At 54.6% G+C, this 20,461-nt stretch carries 20 protein-coding genes; 5 read left to right on the forward strand and 15 right to left on the reverse strand.

What is annotated here, in order from left to right; genetic code table 11:
- Positions 1 to 8 precede the first annotated feature (8 nt).
- The 3 genes from SIK97_RS04740 to SIK97_RS04750 are packed head-to-tail and all read right to left on the reverse strand — an operon-like array spanning position 9 to position 2,461.
- Positions 9 to 1,205 (reverse strand): HD domain-containing protein, encoded by a 1,197-nt coding sequence (locus tag SIK97_RS04740; protein ID WP_047724916.1) that lies wholly within the window; start codon positions 1,203 to 1,205, stop codon positions 9 to 11.
- A 34-nt stretch (positions 1,206 to 1,239) separates the two neighbouring features.
- Positions 1,240 to 1,728, reverse strand: coding sequence for a FidL-like protein (locus SIK97_RS04745; protein WP_047723007.1), 489 nt, complete (start codon positions 1,726 to 1,728; stop codon positions 1,240 to 1,242).
- Complete coding sequence (locus SIK97_RS04750) at positions 1,721 to 2,461, reverse strand: winged helix-turn-helix domain-containing protein (RefSeq protein ID WP_032751008.1); 741 nt, start codon at positions 2,459 to 2,461, stop codon at positions 1,721 to 1,723. The genes SIK97_RS04745 and SIK97_RS04750 overlap by 8 nt, the downstream gene beginning before the upstream one ends.
- 171 nt (positions 2,462 to 2,632) lie before the next feature.
- On the opposite strand from SIK97_RS04750, the gene SIK97_RS04755 reads away from it, so the two are divergent.
- The gene (locus SIK97_RS04755) at positions 2,633 to 2,953 is read left to right on the forward strand and encodes a FaeA/PapI family transcriptional regulator (RefSeq protein ID WP_032751007.1); all 321 of its coding nucleotides are present in this window, start codon (positions 2,633 to 2,635) and stop codon (positions 2,951 to 2,953) included.
- A 764-nt stretch (positions 2,954 to 3,717) separates the two neighbouring features.
- Complete coding sequence (fucO, locus tag SIK97_RS04760; RefSeq protein WP_032751006.1) at positions 3,718 to 4,869, forward strand: lactaldehyde reductase; 1,152 nt, start codon at positions 3,718 to 3,720, stop codon at positions 4,867 to 4,869.
- 73 nt (positions 4,870 to 4,942) lie between these two features.
- Here fucO and SIK97_RS04765 read toward each other — a convergent pair whose 3' ends face one another.
- The 3 genes from SIK97_RS04765 to SIK97_RS04775 form a co-directional block, all read right to left on the reverse strand.
- Positions 4,943 to 5,659: a FadR/GntR family transcriptional regulator gene (locus tag SIK97_RS04765; protein WP_057173216.1), complete on the reverse strand. Its 717-nt coding sequence runs from the start codon at positions 5,657 to 5,659 to the stop codon at positions 4,943 to 4,945.
- Between the two features lie 79 nt (positions 5,660 to 5,738).
- Positions 5,739 to 7,025, reverse strand: a complete 1,287-nt coding sequence (locus SIK97_RS04770; protein ID WP_064379498.1) for an MFS transporter — start codon at positions 7,023 to 7,025, stop codon at positions 5,739 to 5,741.
- A gap of 54 nt (positions 7,026 to 7,079) precedes the next feature.
- Positions 7,080 to 7,847: an SDR family oxidoreductase gene (locus SIK97_RS04775; RefSeq protein ID WP_032694641.1), complete on the reverse strand. Its 768-nt coding sequence runs from the start codon at positions 7,845 to 7,847 to the stop codon at positions 7,080 to 7,082.
- 340 nt (positions 7,848 to 8,187) lie between these two features.
- Between SIK97_RS04775 and SIK97_RS04780 the strand changes: the two genes are divergently transcribed.
- Entirely contained in the window at positions 8,188 to 9,441 is a 1,254-nt protein-coding gene (locus tag SIK97_RS04780; RefSeq protein ID WP_057173215.1) for an enolase C-terminal domain-like protein, read from the forward strand.
- Positions 9,442 to 9,632: 191 nt separating this feature from the next.
- On the opposite strand, the gene SIK97_RS04785 is transcribed toward SIK97_RS04780, so the two are convergent.
- From SIK97_RS04785 to SIK97_RS04805, 5 genes are all read right to left on the reverse strand, one after another.
- A complete protein-coding gene (locus SIK97_RS04785) occupies positions 9,633 to 10,412 on the reverse strand; it encodes a heme ABC transporter ATP-binding protein (protein WP_049101296.1) in 780 nt (259 codons plus the stop codon).
- Positions 10,405 to 11,400 (reverse strand): FecCD family ABC transporter permease, encoded by a 996-nt coding sequence (locus SIK97_RS04790; protein ID WP_014226552.1) that lies wholly within the window; start codon positions 11,398 to 11,400, stop codon positions 10,405 to 10,407. The genes SIK97_RS04785 and SIK97_RS04790 overlap by 8 nt, the downstream gene beginning before the upstream one ends.
- Positions 11,400 to 12,218, reverse strand: a complete 819-nt coding sequence (locus SIK97_RS04795) for a heme/hemin ABC transporter substrate-binding protein (protein ID WP_025106455.1) — start codon at positions 12,216 to 12,218, stop codon at positions 11,400 to 11,402. Before SIK97_RS04795 ends, SIK97_RS04790 begins: the two co-directional genes overlap by 1 nt.
- Positions 12,215 to 13,255, reverse strand: coding sequence for a hemin-degrading factor (locus SIK97_RS04800; RefSeq protein ID WP_057173214.1), 1,041 nt, complete (start codon positions 13,253 to 13,255; stop codon positions 12,215 to 12,217). The genes SIK97_RS04795 and SIK97_RS04800 overlap by 4 nt, the downstream gene beginning before the upstream one ends.
- Before the next feature lie 71 nt (positions 13,256 to 13,326).
- Positions 13,327 to 15,696, reverse strand: a complete 2,370-nt coding sequence (locus tag SIK97_RS04805; RefSeq protein ID WP_046877417.1) for a TonB-dependent receptor domain-containing protein — start codon at positions 15,694 to 15,696, stop codon at positions 13,327 to 13,329.
- A 363-nt stretch (positions 15,697 to 16,059) separates the two neighbouring features.
- Here SIK97_RS04805 and SIK97_RS04810 point away from each other — a divergent pair, with 363 nt between their 5' ends.
- Both SIK97_RS04810 and SIK97_RS04815 read left to right on the forward strand, forming a co-directional pair.
- A complete protein-coding gene (locus SIK97_RS04810) occupies positions 16,060 to 16,344 on the forward strand; it encodes a SelT/SelW/SelH family protein (RefSeq protein WP_004853555.1) in 285 nt (94 codons plus the stop codon).
- 76 nt (positions 16,345 to 16,420) lie between these two features.
- Positions 16,421 to 16,771: a nitrous oxide-stimulated promoter family protein gene (locus tag SIK97_RS04815; protein WP_032750995.1), complete on the forward strand. Its 351-nt coding sequence runs from the start codon at positions 16,421 to 16,423 to the stop codon at positions 16,769 to 16,771.
- 179 nt (positions 16,772 to 16,950) lie between these two features.
- On the opposite strand, the gene sitD is transcribed toward SIK97_RS04815, so the two are convergent.
- Genes sitD through SIK97_RS04835 form a run of 4 tightly spaced genes read right to left on the reverse strand, consistent with a single transcriptional unit; the run spans position 16,951 to position 20,379 of the window.
- On the reverse strand, positions 16,951 to 17,805 hold the full coding sequence (gene sitD, locus SIK97_RS04820) for an iron/manganese ABC transporter permease subunit SitD (RefSeq protein ID WP_057173213.1): 855 nt from the start codon (positions 17,803 to 17,805) through the stop codon (positions 16,951 to 16,953).
- A complete protein-coding gene (sitC, locus tag SIK97_RS04825; RefSeq protein WP_014226546.1) occupies positions 17,799 to 18,647 on the reverse strand; it encodes an iron/manganese ABC transporter permease subunit SitC in 849 nt (282 codons plus the stop codon). Before sitC ends, sitD begins: the two co-directional genes overlap by 7 nt.
- A complete protein-coding gene (locus SIK97_RS04830) occupies positions 18,644 to 19,465 on the reverse strand; it encodes a manganese/iron ABC transporter ATP-binding protein (protein ID WP_047723017.1) in 822 nt (273 codons plus the stop codon). The genes sitC and SIK97_RS04830 overlap by 4 nt, the downstream gene beginning before the upstream one ends.
- Positions 19,462 to 20,379, reverse strand: coding sequence for a metal ABC transporter substrate-binding protein (locus tag SIK97_RS04835; protein WP_057173212.1), 918 nt, complete (start codon positions 20,377 to 20,379; stop codon positions 19,462 to 19,464). The genes SIK97_RS04830 and SIK97_RS04835 overlap by 4 nt, the downstream gene beginning before the upstream one ends.
- Positions 20,380 to 20,461 lie beyond the last annotated feature (82 nt).

The raw sequence follows: 20,461 nt of genomic DNA on the forward strand, positions 1-20,461 counted from the left end.
CTTAGCTTCTAAAGGGAATGCGTGAGTTGCGCAATGCGATTCATTAACGCCTGTATTTCGCCAGCGGTTGCACGATAGACCTGGATAATCTGTGGGGAATATTGGGCAATCAGGGATAACATAAACGGGGGAATTTCCTCTCCCGGGTTATTTTTTATTAACTGCGCCAGCGACTTCTCTTCCGCTTTCGGTCCATTTAGCGCATGGACCACCCGTCGGCTCACCGCGATAAGCACGGCTTCTGGCTTAAGGATTTCCTCGTGTAATTGAAGCAGCGCGGGGCCATTTTGTATGGCCATCCACTCAGAAATATCATCAATACCTTCAATAGGATAAAGCGTGTGCCGGGCGTTGTCTGACGCACCAACGCGTTTTGACGGCGGGCTATGATCCAGACAGGAAATATTATGCAGTAACCCGCCAATTTCTACTTTCAGCGCTTGCGTCGCGCTCATTTCTATTTTTGTCGCCAGATAACCGGCAATGTGCCCGACGGCGGCGGAGTGCCAGGGCGTCTGCTGACTGAATTGATCGATAATAAAAGAGACCAGCTCGGCAATATCGCGGAGGTTGTGTAAAGAGAGGGTGTCGTTATGGACGCCGGAGATCGCGTTAATGTAATCGCGATAATCGGTGGACGCCATGACGGACCAGAAATGACCATCGGCGGAGAGCGTTCTGAAGGCCTGAATATACTCCTGTTTATAAAGAATATTAGCTCCGGCAGCAACGATGTCGACCAGCTTGTTGCTTAAAAAGGCGCTATGGTCGGTACGGTACTCGCAATAAAGTACATCCAGCCGGTCAGCGAAGAAGAGCAGATGGCTCTCTTCGGGCACCCGCTCACCTTCAATATAATGCCCCAGACCGTTGCGCCAGCGGGTGTGATGATAGCGAACGATTCTGTTGAGCGGGCGAAATAGCGGAATTCGGTTAAGCAACTCGCTGCCGATTAGCGCGTGATTATTATGTTCATTATCGATGTAGTTGAGCGGCTCAAGGCGCGACTTTTCATTTAATCCGCCGACATCATGAATAAGCGCGGCGAGAATGGTTTTACGCCGCTGGGCCGCAGAAAAACCGACTAAATTTGCCAGATGCGATGCGATAAACGCCGTTCTGACATGGTGCAGGTTTAGCCGTGGGTTAATCATATCAATAATATTAGCGATGCTGGCTAACGTCGGTAGTAAATGTATCGTCATGATATCTTTATAATTAAAAGTAATGAGATAAATCTCAATCAATGATTATTTTTTGACGCTGGCAACCATATTGTGGGAACGTTTGGTTACCGAATAAAATAGTATCATCATTAACGCGATTGATATAGATGATTCTATCATTAGTTTGGTTGCCAAAGAGGATTTTTTGCGCGATGTTCTCAGGCGTATTATCACCACTGTGGCGAGTGATTTGCGTATCGGAAATATAAAAAAGATGACCGGTAGCGGTGGCTTTTTTTAACGTGATGGCGATGGTGCGTGAGACAACGTATTTATCACCATTGCTGGAGAGTAATCCCTCAAGGTTGATTAAAAGACGATCGTTAGAAAGTTCAGCGGAAAGCAAACCCTGTGAGCGGAGAATATTCTCATTAATATCTTCAGTAAGATCGTACCGTGATTTACAGGAGAAGGCGTCATGGCTGTTGAAACAAATGTACAGGATAGATGCTAATGCCAGCGCCAGAGTACAGGACAGAACGATTAAAGCGTATTTACGCATTTTTTATTTCCTTATAGTAGTAGCTATGGCAACGCTGGTATTTAATATCGCATTTGAGTATGAATATATCCATATAAATACCTAAATCTTGTTCCTGATTTAATTGTCGGTTGAAAAAATAGATTTTCTTTGGCGTAGAACAATCGAGCCCTGAGGGGAACAGCTTTTTATTTCTGAGTATTTCCGTTGCGCGTAAGGCTCCTGCGCCATAAATCGTACATTTATCCTGAGTGAAAGATGCTATAGATGACTGTTTTTTATAGATAAAAAGATGTGAAAACAGCATTGAACCGATCGCGAACAGGAGAAATAAGATGGCCACTTTGCGGTGTTTCCACAGCAGACTCTCTCCGGGAGGTTGTGGGGCCAGCGTCGGAAGAGTGAAAGAGGTGGAGTAATCATTGTCGCTGGTGATTATGACTTCTTCCGAAATCTTAAAACCGATTCGCGGTACCGTAATAATCACATTTTTCTCAATGCCCAGATCCGCAAGGCTGCGACGCAGCGTTGAGATGTATTGATTCAGGTTGCTATTAGAAGGTCTGGCGCCATACTTTTCAAATACTGACTGAAAAATATCAACGCGAGAAATAATATCCCCACGGTATTGTAACAGATTGGTCAGGAGGCGAGTGGAAGTGGCAGAGAGTTCAATACAATCACCGGTCAACAGATTGACCAGGGATGCTTCCTCAGTATCAAATGTAATAAATCCCTCTATATCGAACCGCATTTTTATCTCCGCACGGAATTAAAAATTCACTCTTTATATCAGGGTTTTTATCATAAAAAAAAGTGAATTTCAGATAAATGTACTGTTTAAGTTGAAATTTAAAGCTAATGTTGCCGTTTTCGTAGGGGCAATCCATACTGCCGTGTACTTAATGACAGAAGGAGCTGACTCATGAAGATTTCATTTTCATCCTGTACCCCGCACGCATATCAAAATTCTGTAACCGCAGTTGAAAGTTTACGAGCATTGATGAGTTCAATGGGCATCAATAAATTCTCCGGGGTAATTGTACCAGAGCAGGAGTATATTCTTTATGTATTAAAAGAACATGAGCCTGAGGGGTTACTTACTCGTGAGTTAGCGGACAGGTGTGAAATGTCAATTTATAAGGTCAGACATTTACTCCTGCCGTTGGAGAAGTATGGTCAGGTGATCAGAATAAAAGTTAATAAGCATCATAAATGGTATTTTTATAATAAAAATATTGGCTAAAGGGTATGCTATCAAGAGGTTATGATGTTTGCAATAAATATAAAGCTCTTAGGCGGTTTTTTGATTTTTTTATCTTTTTGACAATTAATATCTCGCAAGTAATAGAGAATATTCTTAATAATAAAAACTCGCGCTTCTTGAGATAAAGGCATTTCGCCTATTCATCGGTCGATGAGCAATTGCCGATAATGACAGATAATTCTTATGAGAGATTTTTAATCGATAGTCGATGGTCTGGGGTGGTCGCTTTGTTGAGGAAATGATGCTTTTGTTTCTGAAGTGTTAAGTCGACGAGATGACCATCTGCTGCAATTGACGTTGGCGCGCGGAGAGATAAGGGGGCGGATAAGAAAGGGCGGTGCAGAATAATCGAAGACGGTTGTTATTGCATGCCGGCTTATGCTCCGCGAGGCCCTCCTGTTCATTTTGTGCTTCGGCACAGATATCTTTTTGGCTTTACGAATGCGTGTCGGCAGTAAAAGATAAAATAATGTGATCCAGTTCAATAATATCCATCATGAGATAATATTTTTCTCAGGTGTATATTGCTGTTGGTGTCCTTGGACGTCATTAAAGTTGATGCTCGTTGATGTCCAGTATGCTGGACAAATCTCATGGCTAATGTGCGATGCGTTAATTAACTGCAACAGCGTGCCGGGCAATTAGGGTGTTATTTGATATGAATTAATAAAATGGCTGCGCCAGTCACGTTACTGTAGGGCTAAATATTATGGTTATCAAACACTCGAATTGAGGGAGCACAAATGGCTTACAGAATGATTTTAAACGAAACCTCTTATTTTGGCCCAGGTTCGATTCGCTGTATCGTTGATGAAGTTAAAAAACGCGGCTTCAAAAAAGCGCTGGTGGTCACGGATAAGGATCTGATTCGTTTTAACGTCGCAACAAAAGTTTTTGCTATTCTCGACGAAGCCGGGCTGCCTTACAGCATTTTTGATGAAGTGGTCCCGAATCCCACGATTGAGGTTGTGCAGCAGGGCGTAGAGACGTTTAAACAGTCGGGCGCCGACTACCTGATCGCTATCGGCGGCGGCTCACCGCAGGATACCTGTAAGGCGATAGGCATCATCATTAATAACCCGGAGTTCGCCGACGTCCGCAGTCTCGAAGGCGGAGCGGAGACGAAAAACGCCGCCGTGCCGATGATTGCGATCCCAACCACCGCCGGTACGGCAGCCGAAGTCACCATCAACTACGTGATTACCGACGTACAGAATCGGCGCAAATTTGTTTGTTACGACCCGCACGATATCCCGGTAGTGGCGATCATCGATGCCGAGATGATGAGCAGCATGCCGGCCAGCCTGAAGGCGGCGACCGGCGTCGACGCGCTAACCCATGCGATTGAAGGCTACATCACTAAAGGCGCATGGGAACTCACCGACATGCTGCATCTGAAGGCTATCGAGGTGATTGGCCGCTCGCTGCGTGCTTCCGTTCAGGGCGAGGCGCAGGGCGCGGAAGGGATGGCGCTGGGGCAGTATATTGCCGGAATGGGCTTCTCAAACGTTGGTCTGGGGCTGGTCCACGGTATGGCCCACCCGCTGGGCGCGTTCTACGGTACGCCGCACGGCGTGGCTAACGCGGTGCTGCTGCCGCATATCATGGCCTACAACGCCGAATATACTGGCGAAAAATATCGCGACATCGCGGTGGCCCTGGGCAACAAGCAGGCGTCAACTCTGCCGATTGCCGAAGCGCGTCAGGCAGCCATTGAGGCGGTGGCGCAGCTGAATCGCGACGTCAATATCCCGGCGCGCCTGCGCGATGTCGGTATGAAAGAAGAGGATATTGATGCCCTTGCGGCGGCGGCTCTGGCGGACGTGTGCACCGGCGGCAACCCGCGCGACACCAATCTGGAAGAGATTAAAGCGCTGTATCGGGCAATTTTCTAACGCACTATAAAACCGCCGTTGCCGGTAGCGAGACCGGCAACGGAAAGTTGTAATAAGAGGGGAGGGCGATTAATCAATTGTTGCTGCTGGTTGAAGACTTAATTTTATCAATGGCGGTAACGTTCTCCGACATGGCTTCGTTAAGTACTTTCACTGCTGTACTGGCATCGCGGTTTTTTATCGACATGTAGACTTTGATATGGGCTTCTACGCTCTCAAGGGTGATACCGAGCGCGCGATTCAGCTCTTCAAGATAATAGTAATAAATATCTTTTATTGAATTCATTACGTTATAAAAGACGCTGTTGTGTGAAGCCCTGACGATAGCCAGATGGAAAGCGTAGTCTGCCTCCGAATACTTTTTGTAGTCGCCTTTGTTAATCAGCATATTGTTGAGCGCCTGTTCGAGCTCAAGAATGTCCTCTTCCGTGGCATGAGTAACGGCCAGCTCCACGCATTTGAACTCCACGGTCTGGCGGAAGACCATCATATGGTGAAACTCTTCGCGGCTAAGATGCATGATGGGACGAGGATCGTTGCTCAGCATCTGCGGCGTAAAGTGATCGCTTACGTAGCTACCGCTCCCCTGACGAGTGACGACGATGCCGAGATCGCGAAAGCGCTGGACCGCGCTGCGCACGCTGACCCTGCTAACGTTAAAGGAAGCGGTCAGCTCCGCTTCAGACGGAAGGCGGCTACCCGGCGGCCAGCTCCCATCCAGCAGCTTTGCGCTGATCTGATCATAAATTTCATTTACAACGTTCTGTTTTTGAATGGATTTTATGCTCAAGATCGCTGTCCGTGTGAGTTATAAATAATCGGGTAATATACCATTTTTAAAAACAAAGCGCCCCTTAGGGCGCCTGATATTAACAAGGCTGTACTTTTGCGCTACTGGACTCTTTACTGGTAAAAGCGGTCATTGAAGTCAGTAAAACGGCCAGGACAAGTGAACTGCCCATGAAAATATAAGAGGTACCAGGCCCACCGGTCAAACCATTTAGATAGCCTACAATCCATGATCCAACGAAAGAGCCAAGCGCACCAAAACTAACGATGAAAGCCATCGCCCCAGCCATCACATTCCTTGGGATCATGTCAGGTATTGCCGCGAAAAATGGACCGTATGGTGTATACATCGCTCCGCCTGCAATCATCAGTAGCATATAGGATAACCAGAAATTGGAGGCTCCAATGGTGAAGGAACCGATAAAGCAAACGGCACCAAGTCCTAAAAAGAGAAGTACAATAATTTTTCGATTCAGAAATTTGTCTGAATACCAGGATGCGCTTAACATTAGTGGAACGGCTAAAAGATAAGGCGCCGCGGATAACCAACCTGTTGCGACAATACTCAAGCCTGATGCTGATTTCAAAATAGACGGTAGCCACATGATGAAACCATACATTCCGATATTCCAGAAAAAATGTATAAAGGAAAGGGAAAGTACTTTTCCTGAACGGAAGGCCTCACTGTAGTTTTTTATTTCTTTTATGTTTGTTTGCTCAGCTGCAAGTGCAGCCTCAATGTCAGTTTTCTCTTTTTGTGTTAACCAATTTGCATCCGCTGGACGGTCTACAAAAACAAACCACCATATTGCCGCCCAAATAATTGCAGGTACGCCTTCAATGATAAACATTCCTCGCCAGCCAAAGGCATCAACTAAATAGCCCGAAAGAACGGACATCCATAGCACAGTAATCGGGTTTCCCAGAAATAGGAAAGTGTTGGCTTTTGAACGTTCTTTCTTAGTAAACCAGTGACTTAGAAATACGAGCATTGCAGGCATAACGACACTTTCTGCAACACCAAGCAGAAAACGAATCACCGCCAGGACCTTTACATCGTGGACCATACCTGTAGCAGTCGCCAGGATGCCCCACAGAATAAGGCTCCAAAATATGAGCTTTTTAGCGCTGCGTTTTTCAGCATAAATTCCACCTGGAACCTGAAAGAAAAAATATCCTAGAAAGAATAAAGCACCTAACAGAGATGATATCCCAGGGGTGATGTTGAGATCTTCTGCTAAGCCTGATGCGGCACCAAACCCATAGTTAGCACGATCTAAATAGGCCAGACTATAGGTGATAAATGCCAGAGGAATAAGTTTTTTCCAGCGTAAAGGTGCGAGTTTTCTTTGTATTTTATCAATCATAATCTCTATTCCAGAGTAGGTTTTTATACATCTGTTGACGGTTATCGAATTCAATTACAGAACCGCCAACCAGCCGCCGTCGACGTAAATAATCTGTCCGTTGATATAATCTGAGGCTTTCGAGGACAAGAAAACCGCAGTACCAATCAATTCTTCCGGGCGGCCCCAGCGCTGCGATGGGTTGCTGTTTTTCACCCAGCTATCAAACTGCTTATCTTCGATAAGGGCGGTATTCATATCGGTCAAAATATAGCCTGGACCAATGGCGTTGCTCTGTATATTGAACTGCGCCCACTCCGCCGCCATGGAGCAGGTGAGCATTTTGATCCCCCCTTTTGCCGCCGTGTAGGGAGCGACGGTAGGCCGTGCAGCCTGGCTGGTTAGCGAACCAATATTGACAATTTTACCGCCGGACCGGCGGGCGATCATTCGTTTTGCCGCGGCGCGCGAGACCAGAAATGCGCTGGTCAGGTTGGTATCAATCACTTTTTGCCAGTTTTCCAGCTCCAGTTCTACCATCGGTTTGCGGTATTGAATCCCGGCGTTGTTTATCAAAATATCCACGTGAATGCCCTGTGCATCCAGTTTGCTAAAGGCTTTCTCAATCGCATCTTCGCTGGTGACGTCGAACGCCGCGCCGTGCGCGCTGTAGCCTTTACTTGCCAACACATCGACCGACTCTGCCAGCAGCGTTTCGCGAATATCGTTCAGTATCACTCTGGCGCCTGCCGCAGCGAGGCCTTCCGCATAGGCAAAACCGAGACCGCGCGCCGAACCGGTGACCAGAGCCGTTTTTCCCGTTAAATCGAATAATGCGCTCATTTTTATCTCCTCGCTTAATTTTACTTGTATGACGACTGTCTTATTTAAGCTTGATTTTTTGGCGAAGCAAAAGCAATAAGCTAAAAATAAATTTGCAATATAGATCACAAACACAACTCCTGTTTAAATGAGGTGTTTTGTATAACTAATTGTATATATTGTTTTTAATTCTTTTTTTTTGTTTGCTGGGATGATCGCGATCACAGAAATAAAGATTGAGGATACGAGCCGCTAATCGTCGTGTTATAACAATGCAAAGTTGTAGGACAACTTACAAATATGGCGATAATATTCGCTTACAGCATGACAGGCAGTTAATTCTGTGAACTGAGGAGTTAAAGTGAGTAACCTGAAAATCACCAACGTGAAAACGACTCTGACGGCGCCCGGCGGCATTGATCTGGCGGTTGTGAAGGTCGAAACCAACGAGCCAGGCCTGTATGGCTTGGGCTGTGCGACGTTTACCCAGCGAATCTTCGCCGTGAAAAGCGCTATCGATGAGTACATGGCGCCTTTTCTCATTGGCAAAGATCCCACGCGAATTGAAGATATCTGGCAGTCTGGCGCGGTCAGCGGCTACTGGCGCAGCGGACCGATTATGAACAACGCGCTATCGGGTGTGGATATGGCGCTGTGGGATATTAAAGGTAAGCTGGCGGGCATGCCGGTGTATGATTTGTTAGGCGGTAAATGCCGCGACGGCATTCCGCTGTATTGCCATACCGATGGCGGGGACGAAGTCGAAGTCGAGGACAATATCCGCGCCAGAATGGAAGAGGGATACCAGTACGTACGCTGTCAGATGGGGATGTACGGCGGTGCGGGTACCGACGATCTTAAGCTCATTGCGACCCAACTGGCGCGGGCGAAAAATATCCAACCGAAGCGTTCCCCGCGCAGCAAAACGCCGGGAATCTATTTTGACCCGGACGCTTATGCTAAAAGTGTTCCTCGCCTGTTTGACCATCTGCGCAACAAGCTGGGATTCGGTATTGAGTTCATTCATGACGTGCATGAGCGCGTGACGCCGGTAACCGCAATTCATCTCGCCAAAACGCTTGAACAATATCAGCTCTTCTACCTTGAAGATCCTGTCGCCCCGGAAAATATCGACTGGCTTAAAATGCTCCGCCAGCAGGCCTCCACGCCGATCTCTATGGGGGAGCTGTTTGTGAATGTGAATGAGTGGAAGCCCTTAATCGACAATAAGCTGATCGATTATATCCGCTGCCATGTCAGCACTATCGGCGGGATTACGCCGGCGAAGAAACTGGCGGTGTATAGCGAGCTTAACGGTGTGCGCACCGCATGGCACGGGCCTGGCGATATCTCACCGGTTGGGGTTTGCGCGAACATGCACCTTGATCTTAGCTCGCCCAACTTCGGTATTCAGGAGTACACGCCGATGAATGATGCTTTGCGCGAGGTCTTCCCGGGATGCCCGGAGATAGACCACGGTTACGCCTACCTAAATAATAAACCGGGTCTGGGAATTGATCTTGATGAGGCCGAAGCGGCGAAGTATCCGTGCGAAGGCGGCATTCCGTCATGGACGATGGCGCGGACGCCGGATGGCACGGCTTCAAGACCGTAACCGGCTAATCACGAACGGAACGGACGTCAATGCCTTACTGACAACGAGCGCCCTTATGGAGTCCTCCGGGCGCGGCTGACGCCTTCGCCGGGCTACATACCGCACGAATTGTAGCCCGACGAAGCGCAGCGCGAGCTGGGAAAGGATTATTGGCTGGCATCGGGCTATTCTGGCGCAACACTGCTACCAGTTCACGGCGCCAGAAAGACCTGCGGAACGGCCGCATCGGGATGTTCCCCCATGCTGACCTCCGCGCCGTACCAGCGGCTGATAATCGGCTGCTGGATCACCTCCTGCGGCGTGCCCTCGGCTACCAGCTTCCCCTGATACAGTAGCAGAATCCGGTCGGCCCACAGCGCCGCGAGGTTCAGGTCGTGCAGCACTATGCAGACGTGCAGCCGGCTGCTGCGGGTCAGGCGTTTGAGCAGGCGCAGCAGGTGCTGCTGGTAATAGAGATCCAGCGCCGAAGTGGGCTCATCGAGAAACAGCCAGCCCTCGGGGGCGCCATCGCGCCACAGCTGTGCCAGGCAGCGGGCCAGCTGCACCCGCTGCTGTTCGCCGCCGGAGAGGGAAGGGTAGCGTCTCCCGGCCAGATGATCGCAGCCGGTCTCTTCCATCACCCGGCGGATCATCTCCTCATTTGCTACGCCGCCCCACGGCGAACGGCCCATGGCGATAACCGTCTCAACCGGCCAGTCGGCGTGAAGCTGGGTACGCTGCAGCATCACCGCCCGGCGGCGGGAAAGCGTTTCTGCCGACCAGCTCTCCAGCGGACGGCCCTCCACCACCCGTTCGCCACCGTCGGGCGTTAAATAACCGGTCAACAGGCGCAGCAGGGTTGATTTACCGGCGCCGTTGGGGCCAATCAATGCCGTCATTCCACCGCCGCAGAGCTGGAGCGAAACATCATGAATAATCTGCCGGTTACCCAGACGCAGCGACAGCGAACGCGCGCTATAGCGGTTATCCATGGGTCCCTTTCTCCCGACGAAAAATCAGCCACAGAAACCACGGCGCGCCGAGTACGCTGGTCAACAGCCCGACCGGCATCTCGGCGGGGGCGGCAACGGTACGCGCCAGCGTGTCGGCCAGCAGCAGTAACATCGCGCCGCACAGCAGCGAACCGGGGACCAGGCCGCGATGGTCCGGCCCCAGCCACATCCGCATCAAATGCGGCACGACCAGACCGATAAAGCCGATAATGCCGCTGATAGCCACCGCCGACGCCACCAGCAATGCGCTGCACAGCAGCAGTAGCCGCTGCAGGGCGCGAACGTTGACGCCGAGGTAGTGCGCTTCTTCATCGCCCAGCTGCAGCAGGTTAAGCCGTGAAGCCATCGCCCACACCACGAGGGAAGCCGGGATCATCAGCGTGGCCGCCACCAGCAGCGTCGACCATTCCGCCTGCCCGAGGCTGCCCATCCCCCACAGCGAAAGCTGGCGCAGCTGGGTATCGTTGCTGATCCACGCCAGTACCCCGACCAGCGCGCCGCACAGGGCGTTAATGGCGATGCCGACCAGCAGCAGGCGCGAAAGCGAGGCGTCTCCCGCCCGGCTGAGGATAAAAATCACCACCATCACCGCCATGCTGCCGATAAACGCCGCCAGCATCGGGGCGTACAGCGCCACGAGCAGCGGCACCGACAGAGGCAGCACCAGCCAGCAGGCGACCGCCAGCGCCGCGCCGCCGCTGATCCCTAACAGCCCCGGATCGGCGAGGGGGTTGCGAAACAGCCCCTGCATCACGCAGCCGGAGAGCGCCAGCGCGGCGCCGACCAGCAGCGCCAGCAGCACTCGCGGCAAGCGAATGGTCAGCCAGATGTTTCTCAGGATCTCATCGCCGGAGGGCAGCAGGCTGGCCAACGGCAGACGCATGGCGCCCAGGGTCGTGGCGAGCAGCGTCAGGACAATCAGCAGCAGCGTCATTAACCACAGATGACGGGCAGGGTGGGAGCGCATCAGGGCAGCTGCTCCGCTTTTTGCCGCAGCGCGAGCACCGCCTGCGGGGTGCGCGGACCAAAGCCGAGCAGGGCCATATCATCTATCACCAGTACCTGTTTATGGCGTCCCGCAGGCGTCTGCGCCAGCCCCGGCAGCTTCCAGAGCCCGGCTTCGCCGCCCATGCCTTTCAGCCCATCGGCGGAGATCACCACCAGGTCCGGTTTACTGGCGATAACGCCCTCCTGCGACATGCTGCGATAATGGTCGAAGCTCTGCATGGCATTTTGCAGCCCGGCCGCCCTGATTGCGCCATCCGCCGCGGTTTGTTTCCCGGCCACCATGGTATTCATGCCGCCGTGGCTGAGAATAAACAGCACCCGCTTGTTCACGGGCTGCGACGGAATTTGCGCGATCTGCTGATGAACCTTCTGGCGCAGGGCGTTACCTTCGCTCTGCTTACCAAGGGCGTCGGCAATCACGCCAATTTTTGCCTCGATTGCCGGCAGGTCGTAGCCGCCCGGGACGTTGATCACCTTAACCTTATTCTCTTCAACCTTTTTCAGCACCAGCGAGGGCTGCGCCTGGGCGCTGGCCAGCACTAGCGTCGGCCGCAGGGAGAGGATCCCCTCGGCGTTCAGCTGGCGGATATAGCCCACATCCGGCAGGCTCTGCGCGGCGGCAGGCCAGGTGCTGGTGCTGTCTTTTGCCACCAGCTGCCGCTGGGCGTCGAGGGCGTAAACCACCTCCGTGACGTCGCCGCCGAGTGACACAATCCGCTCGGCGGCGGCGCTGGCCAACAGCGGAAACGCCGCAAGTAATATCAGCCAGCGCTTCATGCGAGTAGCCCTTCGGTGGTCAAACGATCGACCTGCGCACGCCACTGCGCCTGCTCCGGGTGGCCTTCGCTGCGTTGACCGAACAGCTGTGCGATCTGCGTGCCGTCTTTGGCGAACAGCTCGACGCTGGTGACGTGGCCGTCAGAGGTCGGTTTGCGGGTCACCCAGATCTCATCCACGCTCTCCTCGCGCAGATGCAGGGTAAACGCGGGGTTGAAGATATTCAGCCAGCCGCGCATCGGGGCGACCTTCTCCAGCGCGCCGGTGAAGATCTGCACGCAGCCGCGGTTGCCGACAAAAATCATGATCTCGTTGCCATCCTGGCGGATCGTTTCCAGCAGGCCCGGCAGCGTCTGGGTGTCAATGCGGCAGGCGAGGTCGTCGCTGACCAGGCGGAAAGCCTGCTGGCGCGACAGGCTATATTTTCTCAGCAGGCCGAAGAACTGGTGAACGTCGGTCATGGCCCGCCATTCATTTTCCAGCGCCGCCGCGTCGGCGGAGTCGGCATATTTCAGCGGTTCGGCCGGGCGAATCGCCAGCGGGGCAGGCGATTGCTGCGTATGCCCGGCAATCAGCGCATCCCAGGCCGCCATGTCGGTATTGCCGGTGGTGTAAACCTTGAGCAGCGCGTCGCCGTGCGGATCGAAGAACTGGATGCTCTGGCGGCCGTTGTCGTTCAGGCGAAAAGCGCTGGCCCACTGGCTGAGAAACAGGCGCAGATCGAGGGCGCGCGGATTGAGCACCAGCCCGGCGTGGCCGCTCAGATGCTGATGGGTAAATTCGCCGACCTGCTCATGCACCGCGTATTCGTTGCGGCAGATGCATTTGGTTTCCCCCACGGTTTCCAGCGCCGTCAGAATGGCGCGGGCGTCGTCCTGCAGACGTACGGCGTCGTAGCCCAGGCGGGCTTCGGTCAGCTCGGCTTCGCTGATCCCCATTTCGGCGGCGATATCGCGGGCGTATTTCGCGGAAGATTGCGCTTTCGTGGTCAGATAGCGCTGCCACAGCGGGGGATGTTGCGGTTGGGTGTTTTGCATAATTCACATCCTTCTCTACGATGAGTTTCCCCGGCGCGCGGCCGGGGAGCAGGTTTCTTATTATTGGCCGGTCAGAAATCGACGTTCACGCCCAGCTGCCAGGTGCGGCCAGGCATCACCGCCAGCGCTCTGTCGTTGGCGTCCTGGTTCGTCGCCGTTTCGATATTGCGGCTGCTCAGATAATCCCAGTATTTACGATCGGTAATGTTGTACACGCCGCCGTTGACGCGCACGTTCTTCGCGACCTGCCAGTACGCGGTCCAGTCCAGCATGCCGTAGCCCGGAACGCGCATATACTCGCTGGTCGAATCGGTAATCGCGGAGCCGGAGTTGGTATAGCTTTCGCGGTTGGTGGCGGTGGCGCGCTTGCCCTTAACAAAGGTGGCGGTCAGCGCGGTGCCGTACACTTTTGCCGGATCGTCCCACGCCACGCCGACGATGGCCTTCATTGGCGCGACGCTATCGAGGTCGACGTACTTATCGCCGCTGTAGCTGGATTTCGATTGCCCTTCACTATAGCCGTAAGCGAGGGTGGCACTCAGGCCGTTAACCTCTTCAAACCAGGTGCCAAAGTTGAATTTAGCGCTGATTTCGCCGCCGTAGATGTACGCTTTATCGCGGTTTTCCGCCTGGTAAATGGTGTAGATGTTCGACGGTACGTTAGTGAACTGCGTCGGATTATTGGCGCGGGTGTAGCGGGTATAGGCGATAAAGTTCTTATAGGTGTTGTAGAACAGCGCGGTACGCATGGTGATGCCTTCCGCCACTTCGCCCTTCATCCCCCACTCAACGTTATCGCTGGTTTCGGTTTTCAGATCGGTGTTGCCGATCAGCGCATACTGGGCGCGTCCGGCGTAGCTGGAGCCGAGGTTCCACGAACCGTATAGCTGGCTGGCGTTCGGGAACTGCGCGCCGCGCTGATATTGCAGATAAGTCATCAGGCGCGGGGTGATATCGTACTGCAAGACCAGCGACGGCAGCGCCTGGGTATCAGCGTTCTTACCGTACAGATTTGACACGTCGGAACCGGTCAGCACGCTGCTGTTGTTGGCCAAATCGGAGACGTTTTCCGGTTTGGTCGACTGATGCATCACGCGAATGCCCGGGATAACCGCAAAGTTATGGCCGTCGAGGTCGAAGTTAATTTTGTCCTGCAGGAAGCCGGCGACGATATAGCCGCGGCTGTCGGCGTCCGGCTGCATAATCTGGCTATAGGCGCTCGGGGTTGGCGACTGGGTTAACGGCCGCTGGGTTTTCGTCGTGCTGGCGTTAAAACCGGCGCTCAGATCGTGGCGGCCTATCGATTTCGCCAGCGCGCTCTGAATCCCCCAGGTGTCGGTATCGTAGTCGGAGCTCACCGTTTGCATCGCGCGGGTGACGCTGTCCGGCATATATGTCCAGTCATGGGCCTCGGTATGCTGGTAGTAGACTTTGGTCGATACGCTGTCGATATAGTCGTTCATCGGCGTCCAGTCGTCTTTCAGGCTCAGGCCCCAGCGGCGGGTCTGGCTGGTCTGGTTTGACGTACCGATAACGCTGTTGCCGCTGGAGTCCCAGGCGTCGTAATGCGTGTGGTTCGTTTTATGGTAATAATCGAAGGTGCTGGTGAACTTATGTTCGTCATTGGGCTGCCAGATCCCGGAGGCCATAAAGGCGTCCGAGTGCCAGTTTGCCGGATAGGAATCAACGGTCCCGCTGTTATTTTCCGTCTCCTGACCGTCGCGACGGCTGTAGACGAAGATCCCGCGCAGGGTCTCGTCGCCGCCGGCGACCGTGACGCCGTTGTGCCAGCTGCGATCGGACGAGTCGTAGCCGCTGCGGTAGCCGAAGGCGCTGGTTTTGCCCGGATGCAGATAGTCATCCGCAGATTTCGGGCGGAAAGAGACGTTGCCGCCGATGGCGCTGTTAGCGGTTTCCGTTGATGTCGCCCCGGACTGAATATCGATGCTGCCGTACATATAGGGGTCAATATAGTCGCGGCCCATACCGAAGGTATTAAGGCCCGCGCGGCTGGCGTAGCTGCGCCCGGTGGCGTTCGGCTGGGCGATGCCGTCGACGTCGATCCCGACGCGGTTGCTCTCCATGCCGCGGATGTTGTAGCCGGTATAGCCGCCGCGGTCGAAGCCGCTTTTGCCGTTGCCGGAACCGCCGCTGGCGCCGGTGGCGCTAATGAGCGGCTCGTAGCGCATGATCGAGCCAAAGTCGTTGGCCCCTTTATCCTGCAGCTCCTGAGCGCCGATCGAATGTTCGCTGCCCGCTTTCAGCAACGGCGCCGGCGCGGTAACGGTCATCCGTTCCGAGCTGTCATCAGTCGATGCGCTGCTGGTGGTTTTCGCGGTGGTATCAGCCGCCCCGGCGGAAGTCTGATAAATTGCTGTAAGCAAAGAAGTCACCAGCAGGCTTTTCTTGAACCATGCTGTTGATTGAGTGGAGTTATACATAGTAGCCACGCCTTAATAATTATTAGAACCTATCTCATTAGGGCTATTTTGCTTGCCATTTTGAACCTGGGCAGTGCTCAGAATCCTCACGTACTACGTGTACGCTCCGGTTCTTCCGCGCTGGCCGTGTTCAAACTGTCTGCGCCAATGACGCCTACTGGGATAGGTTTTGAGTATTGGCTCACGCGTTACTTCCAGAGTGCAGGTGTGTCCGGTTATTCCGTTACTGGACGTTTTTTCTCCATGCTTGTTGATTGCGAATGGTAATGATAGGTATTATCGTTTGCAACAAAATAATCATGTTATCTTCAATTAATCTGCAAGTTGTTTACAATTTGCCCTTTTACCGACAGCGAGAAGCCGATGAGCCATAAAGCCGCGATTACCATCACCTACTGTTCGCAGTGCAACTGGATGCTGCGCGCCAGCTGGATGGCACAGGAACTGCTGCACAGCTTTAGCACCGATATCGCTTCGGTCACGCTGGTTCCGGGAACCGGCGGGATCTTCGTGGTGGCCGTTGATGATGTGCAAATCTGGGAGCGCAAGCAGGATGGCGGTTTCCCCGACGCGGCGGAGCTCAAGCGCCGGGTGCGCGATGTGTGCTTCCCGGAAAAACCGCTGGGGCACGTGGATAAACCGGCATAATCCTCAGGGAGTATGGGGCTGCATCGTCCTCTCTGAATGTGTATTATGAATGCATCTTTATCGGGGGGAACAGGCGATGGCGGGCAAACGTATTGCGCGGGAAAAAAAGACCATTAGCAGCATGATTGCGCTCTACCAGCGCCGCTGCCCGGATGCTCGCGACGACGCCGAACACTATCAGGCGCTCAACGGCTATGCCGACAAGCGGCTGGATAAGTGCGTATTTGGTGAAGAAAAGCCCGCCTGCAAGCAGTGCCCGGTGCACTGCTATCAGCCCGCGAAACGCGAAGAGATGAAGCAGATTATGCGCTGGGCGGGGCCGCGGATGCTCTGGCGGCACCCGATCCTGACGATTCGCCACCTGATCGATGACAAACGCCCGGTGCCGGAGTTACCGGAAAAGTGTCGGCCCAAAAAGCCGCAATAAACTCCCCGGCTCGCGCTGCGCTTAGCCGGGCTACAATTCGTGCGGTCTGTAGCCCGGGTAAGGCGTCAGCCGCGACCCGGGGCCTCGCCGGAACGAGCTGTGGTCTGACTATCGCGAACCGACGTCCAGCAATAAACTCCCCGGCTACAATTCGTGCGGTCTGTAGCCCGGGTAAGGCGTCAGCCGCGACCCGGGGCCTCGCCGGAACGAGCCGTGGTTTGACTATCGCGAACCGACGTCCAGACAAACGCGACAACGAACAGGACGGTAAACAGCACCACAATGGTCGGCGCCGGGGCGCTGTCGAGATAAAACGACAGCCACACGCCGCCCAGCGAACAGCTTAACGCTATCGCCACCGCCAGCAGCAGGGCGCTGACAAAACGCCGCGTCAGCAGCAGAGCGATCGCCCCCGGCGCTATCAGCAGCGAAATCGACAAAATGATCCCCACCGCTTTCAGCGTCGCCACGATGGTCAGCGCAATCATGCATAGCAGCCCATAATGCAGCAGCCCGCAGCGCAATCCGCTGGCCTTCGCCTGCTGCGGATCAAAGGCGTGCAGCAGAAAATCACGCCACTTAAGCCCGATTATCAGCGCAATCGCCAGCGCGATCAGCGACGTTTGCGCAATATCGCTGGCGGAAATACCCAGCATGTCGCCAAACAGAATATGATCGAGATGGACCTCCGACTGAATCGACACGTACAGCACCAGGCCCGCGCCAAACATCCCGGAAAATACGATGCCCATGATCGTATCGCGCTTAATGCGACTGTTATCGTCGAGATAACCGGTGGCGATGGCGCAGAACAACCCGGCGATAAACGCGCCGATGGCGAAGGGGATACCGAGAATATACGCCACCACCACGCCCGGAAAAACCGCGTGGCTCATGGCATCGCCCATCAGCGCCCAGCCCTTGAGCACCAAAAACACCGACAGCAGCGCGCAGGGGGCGGCAACGATCGCCGCCACCAGCATGGCGTTGACCATAAAGGAGAACTGGAAAGGTTCAATCAGCGCGCTCAGCATGAGGCCTCCCTGGCGCGGCGACGGCTGGCGAGCAGGCCGTGCTTCGGCGCGAAAACAAAAGCGGCTAAAAACAGCAGCGTCTGGGCGACGACGATAATCCCCCCGGTCGCCCCGTCCAGATAGTAGCTCAGCCACGCGCCGAAAAAGCTGGTCAGGCTGCCAATCGCGACGGCAATCGCCAGCAGGCGCGGGAAGCGGTCGGTCAACAGCCAGGCGGTGGCCCCGGGCGTCACCACCAGGCAAATCACCAGAAACGCGCCGACGGTCTGCAGCGCCGCCACGGTACAGGCCGCCAGCAGAGTAAAGAACAGCAGCTTCAGCGCGGTGGTATTCAGGCCAATGGAACGAGCGTGGTTCTCATCGAAAAAGGTCACCATCAGGTCTTTCCACTTCAGCAGCAGAATCGCCATCGAAATAGAGCCAATCGCCGCCAGCTGGATAATATCCTCCGGGGCGATGGCCAGAATATTGCCGAGAATAATGGTCTGGATATTCACCGAAGTGGGGTTCAGCGACACCATAAACAGGCCAATACCGAAAAAAGAGGAAAAGATCAGGCCGATAATCGCGTCTTCCTTCAGCTTCGAACGCTGGTTAAGAAACAGCATGCTGCCCGCCGCCAGGCCGCCGGAAAGAAACGCCCCCAGCGCGAAGGGCAGACCGAGCATATAAGCGCCCGCCACGCCGGGCACGATGGAGTGGGAGAGGGCGTCGCCAATCAGCGACCAGCCTTTAAGCATCAGGTAGCAGGAGAGAAACGCGCACACCCCGCCCACCAGCGCCGAGACCCACATCGCGTTCAGCATATAGTGATAACCAAACGGCTCCAGTAGCCAGCTCATCTTTCGCCTCCCGCCGCCCGACGGCTGATAAACGGCCGCTCATCGTCGGTGATAATCCGCTCTTCCGCGCCGCTCAGCACCACGTGGCGCAGCACGCCGCTAAACGCCAGTTCGAGGTTTTCGGCGGTAAAGGTGCTTTCCGTCGGGCCGCTGGCCAGCACGGTGCCTTTGACCATCACCGTGTAGTCGCAGAACTCGCTTACCGAGCCGAGGTTATGGGTGGAAACCAGCATGGTGCAGCCTTCGTCGCGCAGTTCCCGCAGCAGCTCGATGATGCGCGCTTCGGTCTGCACGTCGACGCCGGTAAAGGGTTCATCCAGCAGAATGACTTTTCCCTGCTGAGCGATAGCGCGGGCCAGAAACACGCGCTTTTTCTGCCCGCCGGAGAGTTCGCCGATCTGGCGGTGGCGGTACTCGCTCATGCCGACCCGCGCCAGGGCGGCGTCGACAATCTCATGGTCGCGCGGTTTGGCCCGCCGTAGCCAGCCCATATGGCCATAGCGCCCCATCATCACCACATCTTCCACCAGCACCGGGAAGGACCAGTCCACCTCTTCCGCCTGCGGAACGTAGGCGACGAGGTTCTGCCGCAGGGCGCGATTAACCGGCTGACCGAGAATCGCAATATCGCCTTTTCCGACGCGCACAAAGCCCATCAGCGCTTTAAACAGCGTCGATTTTCCCGAGCCGTTCACCCCGACCAGCGCCGCGATGGAGCTGCGCGGGACGCTAAAAGAAGCATCGCGCAGCGCGGTATGACCGTTGCGGTAGGTGACGCTGACATTGTTGACCGCGAGGCCCGGCAGCTCGTGACTCATGCCTGTTTCCTTAGTCCGTCGTTGATGCCCTGGACGATGGTTTGGGTGGTGACGCGCAGCAGGTCGAGATAGGTCGGCACCGGGCCATCGGCGGCGCTCAGAGAGTCGACGTACAGGACGCCGCCGTAGTGGGCGCCGGCTTCCCGGGCCACCTGACGCGCCGGTTTATCAGAGATGGTGCTTTCGCTAAAGATAGTCGGGATCCGCTCTTTCTTCATGGTGTCGATGGTTTTGCGCACCTGCTGCGGGGTGCCCTGCTGGTCGGCGTTTATCGGCCACAGATAGCGCTCCTGGAGGCCGTTATCGCGGGCCAGATAGGAGAACGCGCCCTCGCTGGTCACCAGCCAGCGCTTATCCTGCGGCAGCTTCGCCAGTTCCGCCTTCAGCGGCGCCATGGTCTGGCGGATCTTCTCTTTGTAGGCTTCGGCGTTGTGGCGATAGGCGTCGGCGTTCGCAGGATCGTATTTCACCAGCGCGTCGCGAATATTATCGACGTAGATCAGCGCATTGTCCGCCGACATCCACGCGTGCGGGTTGGGTTTGCCGTTATACGGCCCTTCGCTGATGCCCATCGGCTGAATACCGTTGCTGACCACCACTTCCGGTACGCCGTTTAAGTGCTGATAAAAGCGGGCGAACCACAGTTCAAGGTTCAGGCCGTTGGCGAGGATCAGTTGCGCGCCCTGCGCGCGTTTGATATCCCCGGGGGTCGGCTGATATTCATGGATCTCGGCCCCCGGTTTGGTGATGGAGCTGATGTCGGCGGCGTCGCCCGCGACGTTTTGCGCCATATCGGCGATCACCGTGAAGGTGGTAATCACTTTAAATTTCTCTTTTGCCTGGACGGGGGCGACGGCCAGCAGCGCCAGCGTGGCGGCAAACATCAGATGCTTCAGGGGTGGCAGGTGCAGCATAAGGTCCCTCACAACGTTGCGGTTAATTAATCATCATTTATAGCCATTGCTATGTTATATAGCACAAGCTATTTATAAATGA

This window comes from Klebsiella sp. JN_Kp126, assembly GCF_033843325.1.
Lineage (GTDB): Bacteria > Pseudomonadota > Gammaproteobacteria > Enterobacterales > Enterobacteriaceae > Klebsiella > Klebsiella michiganensis.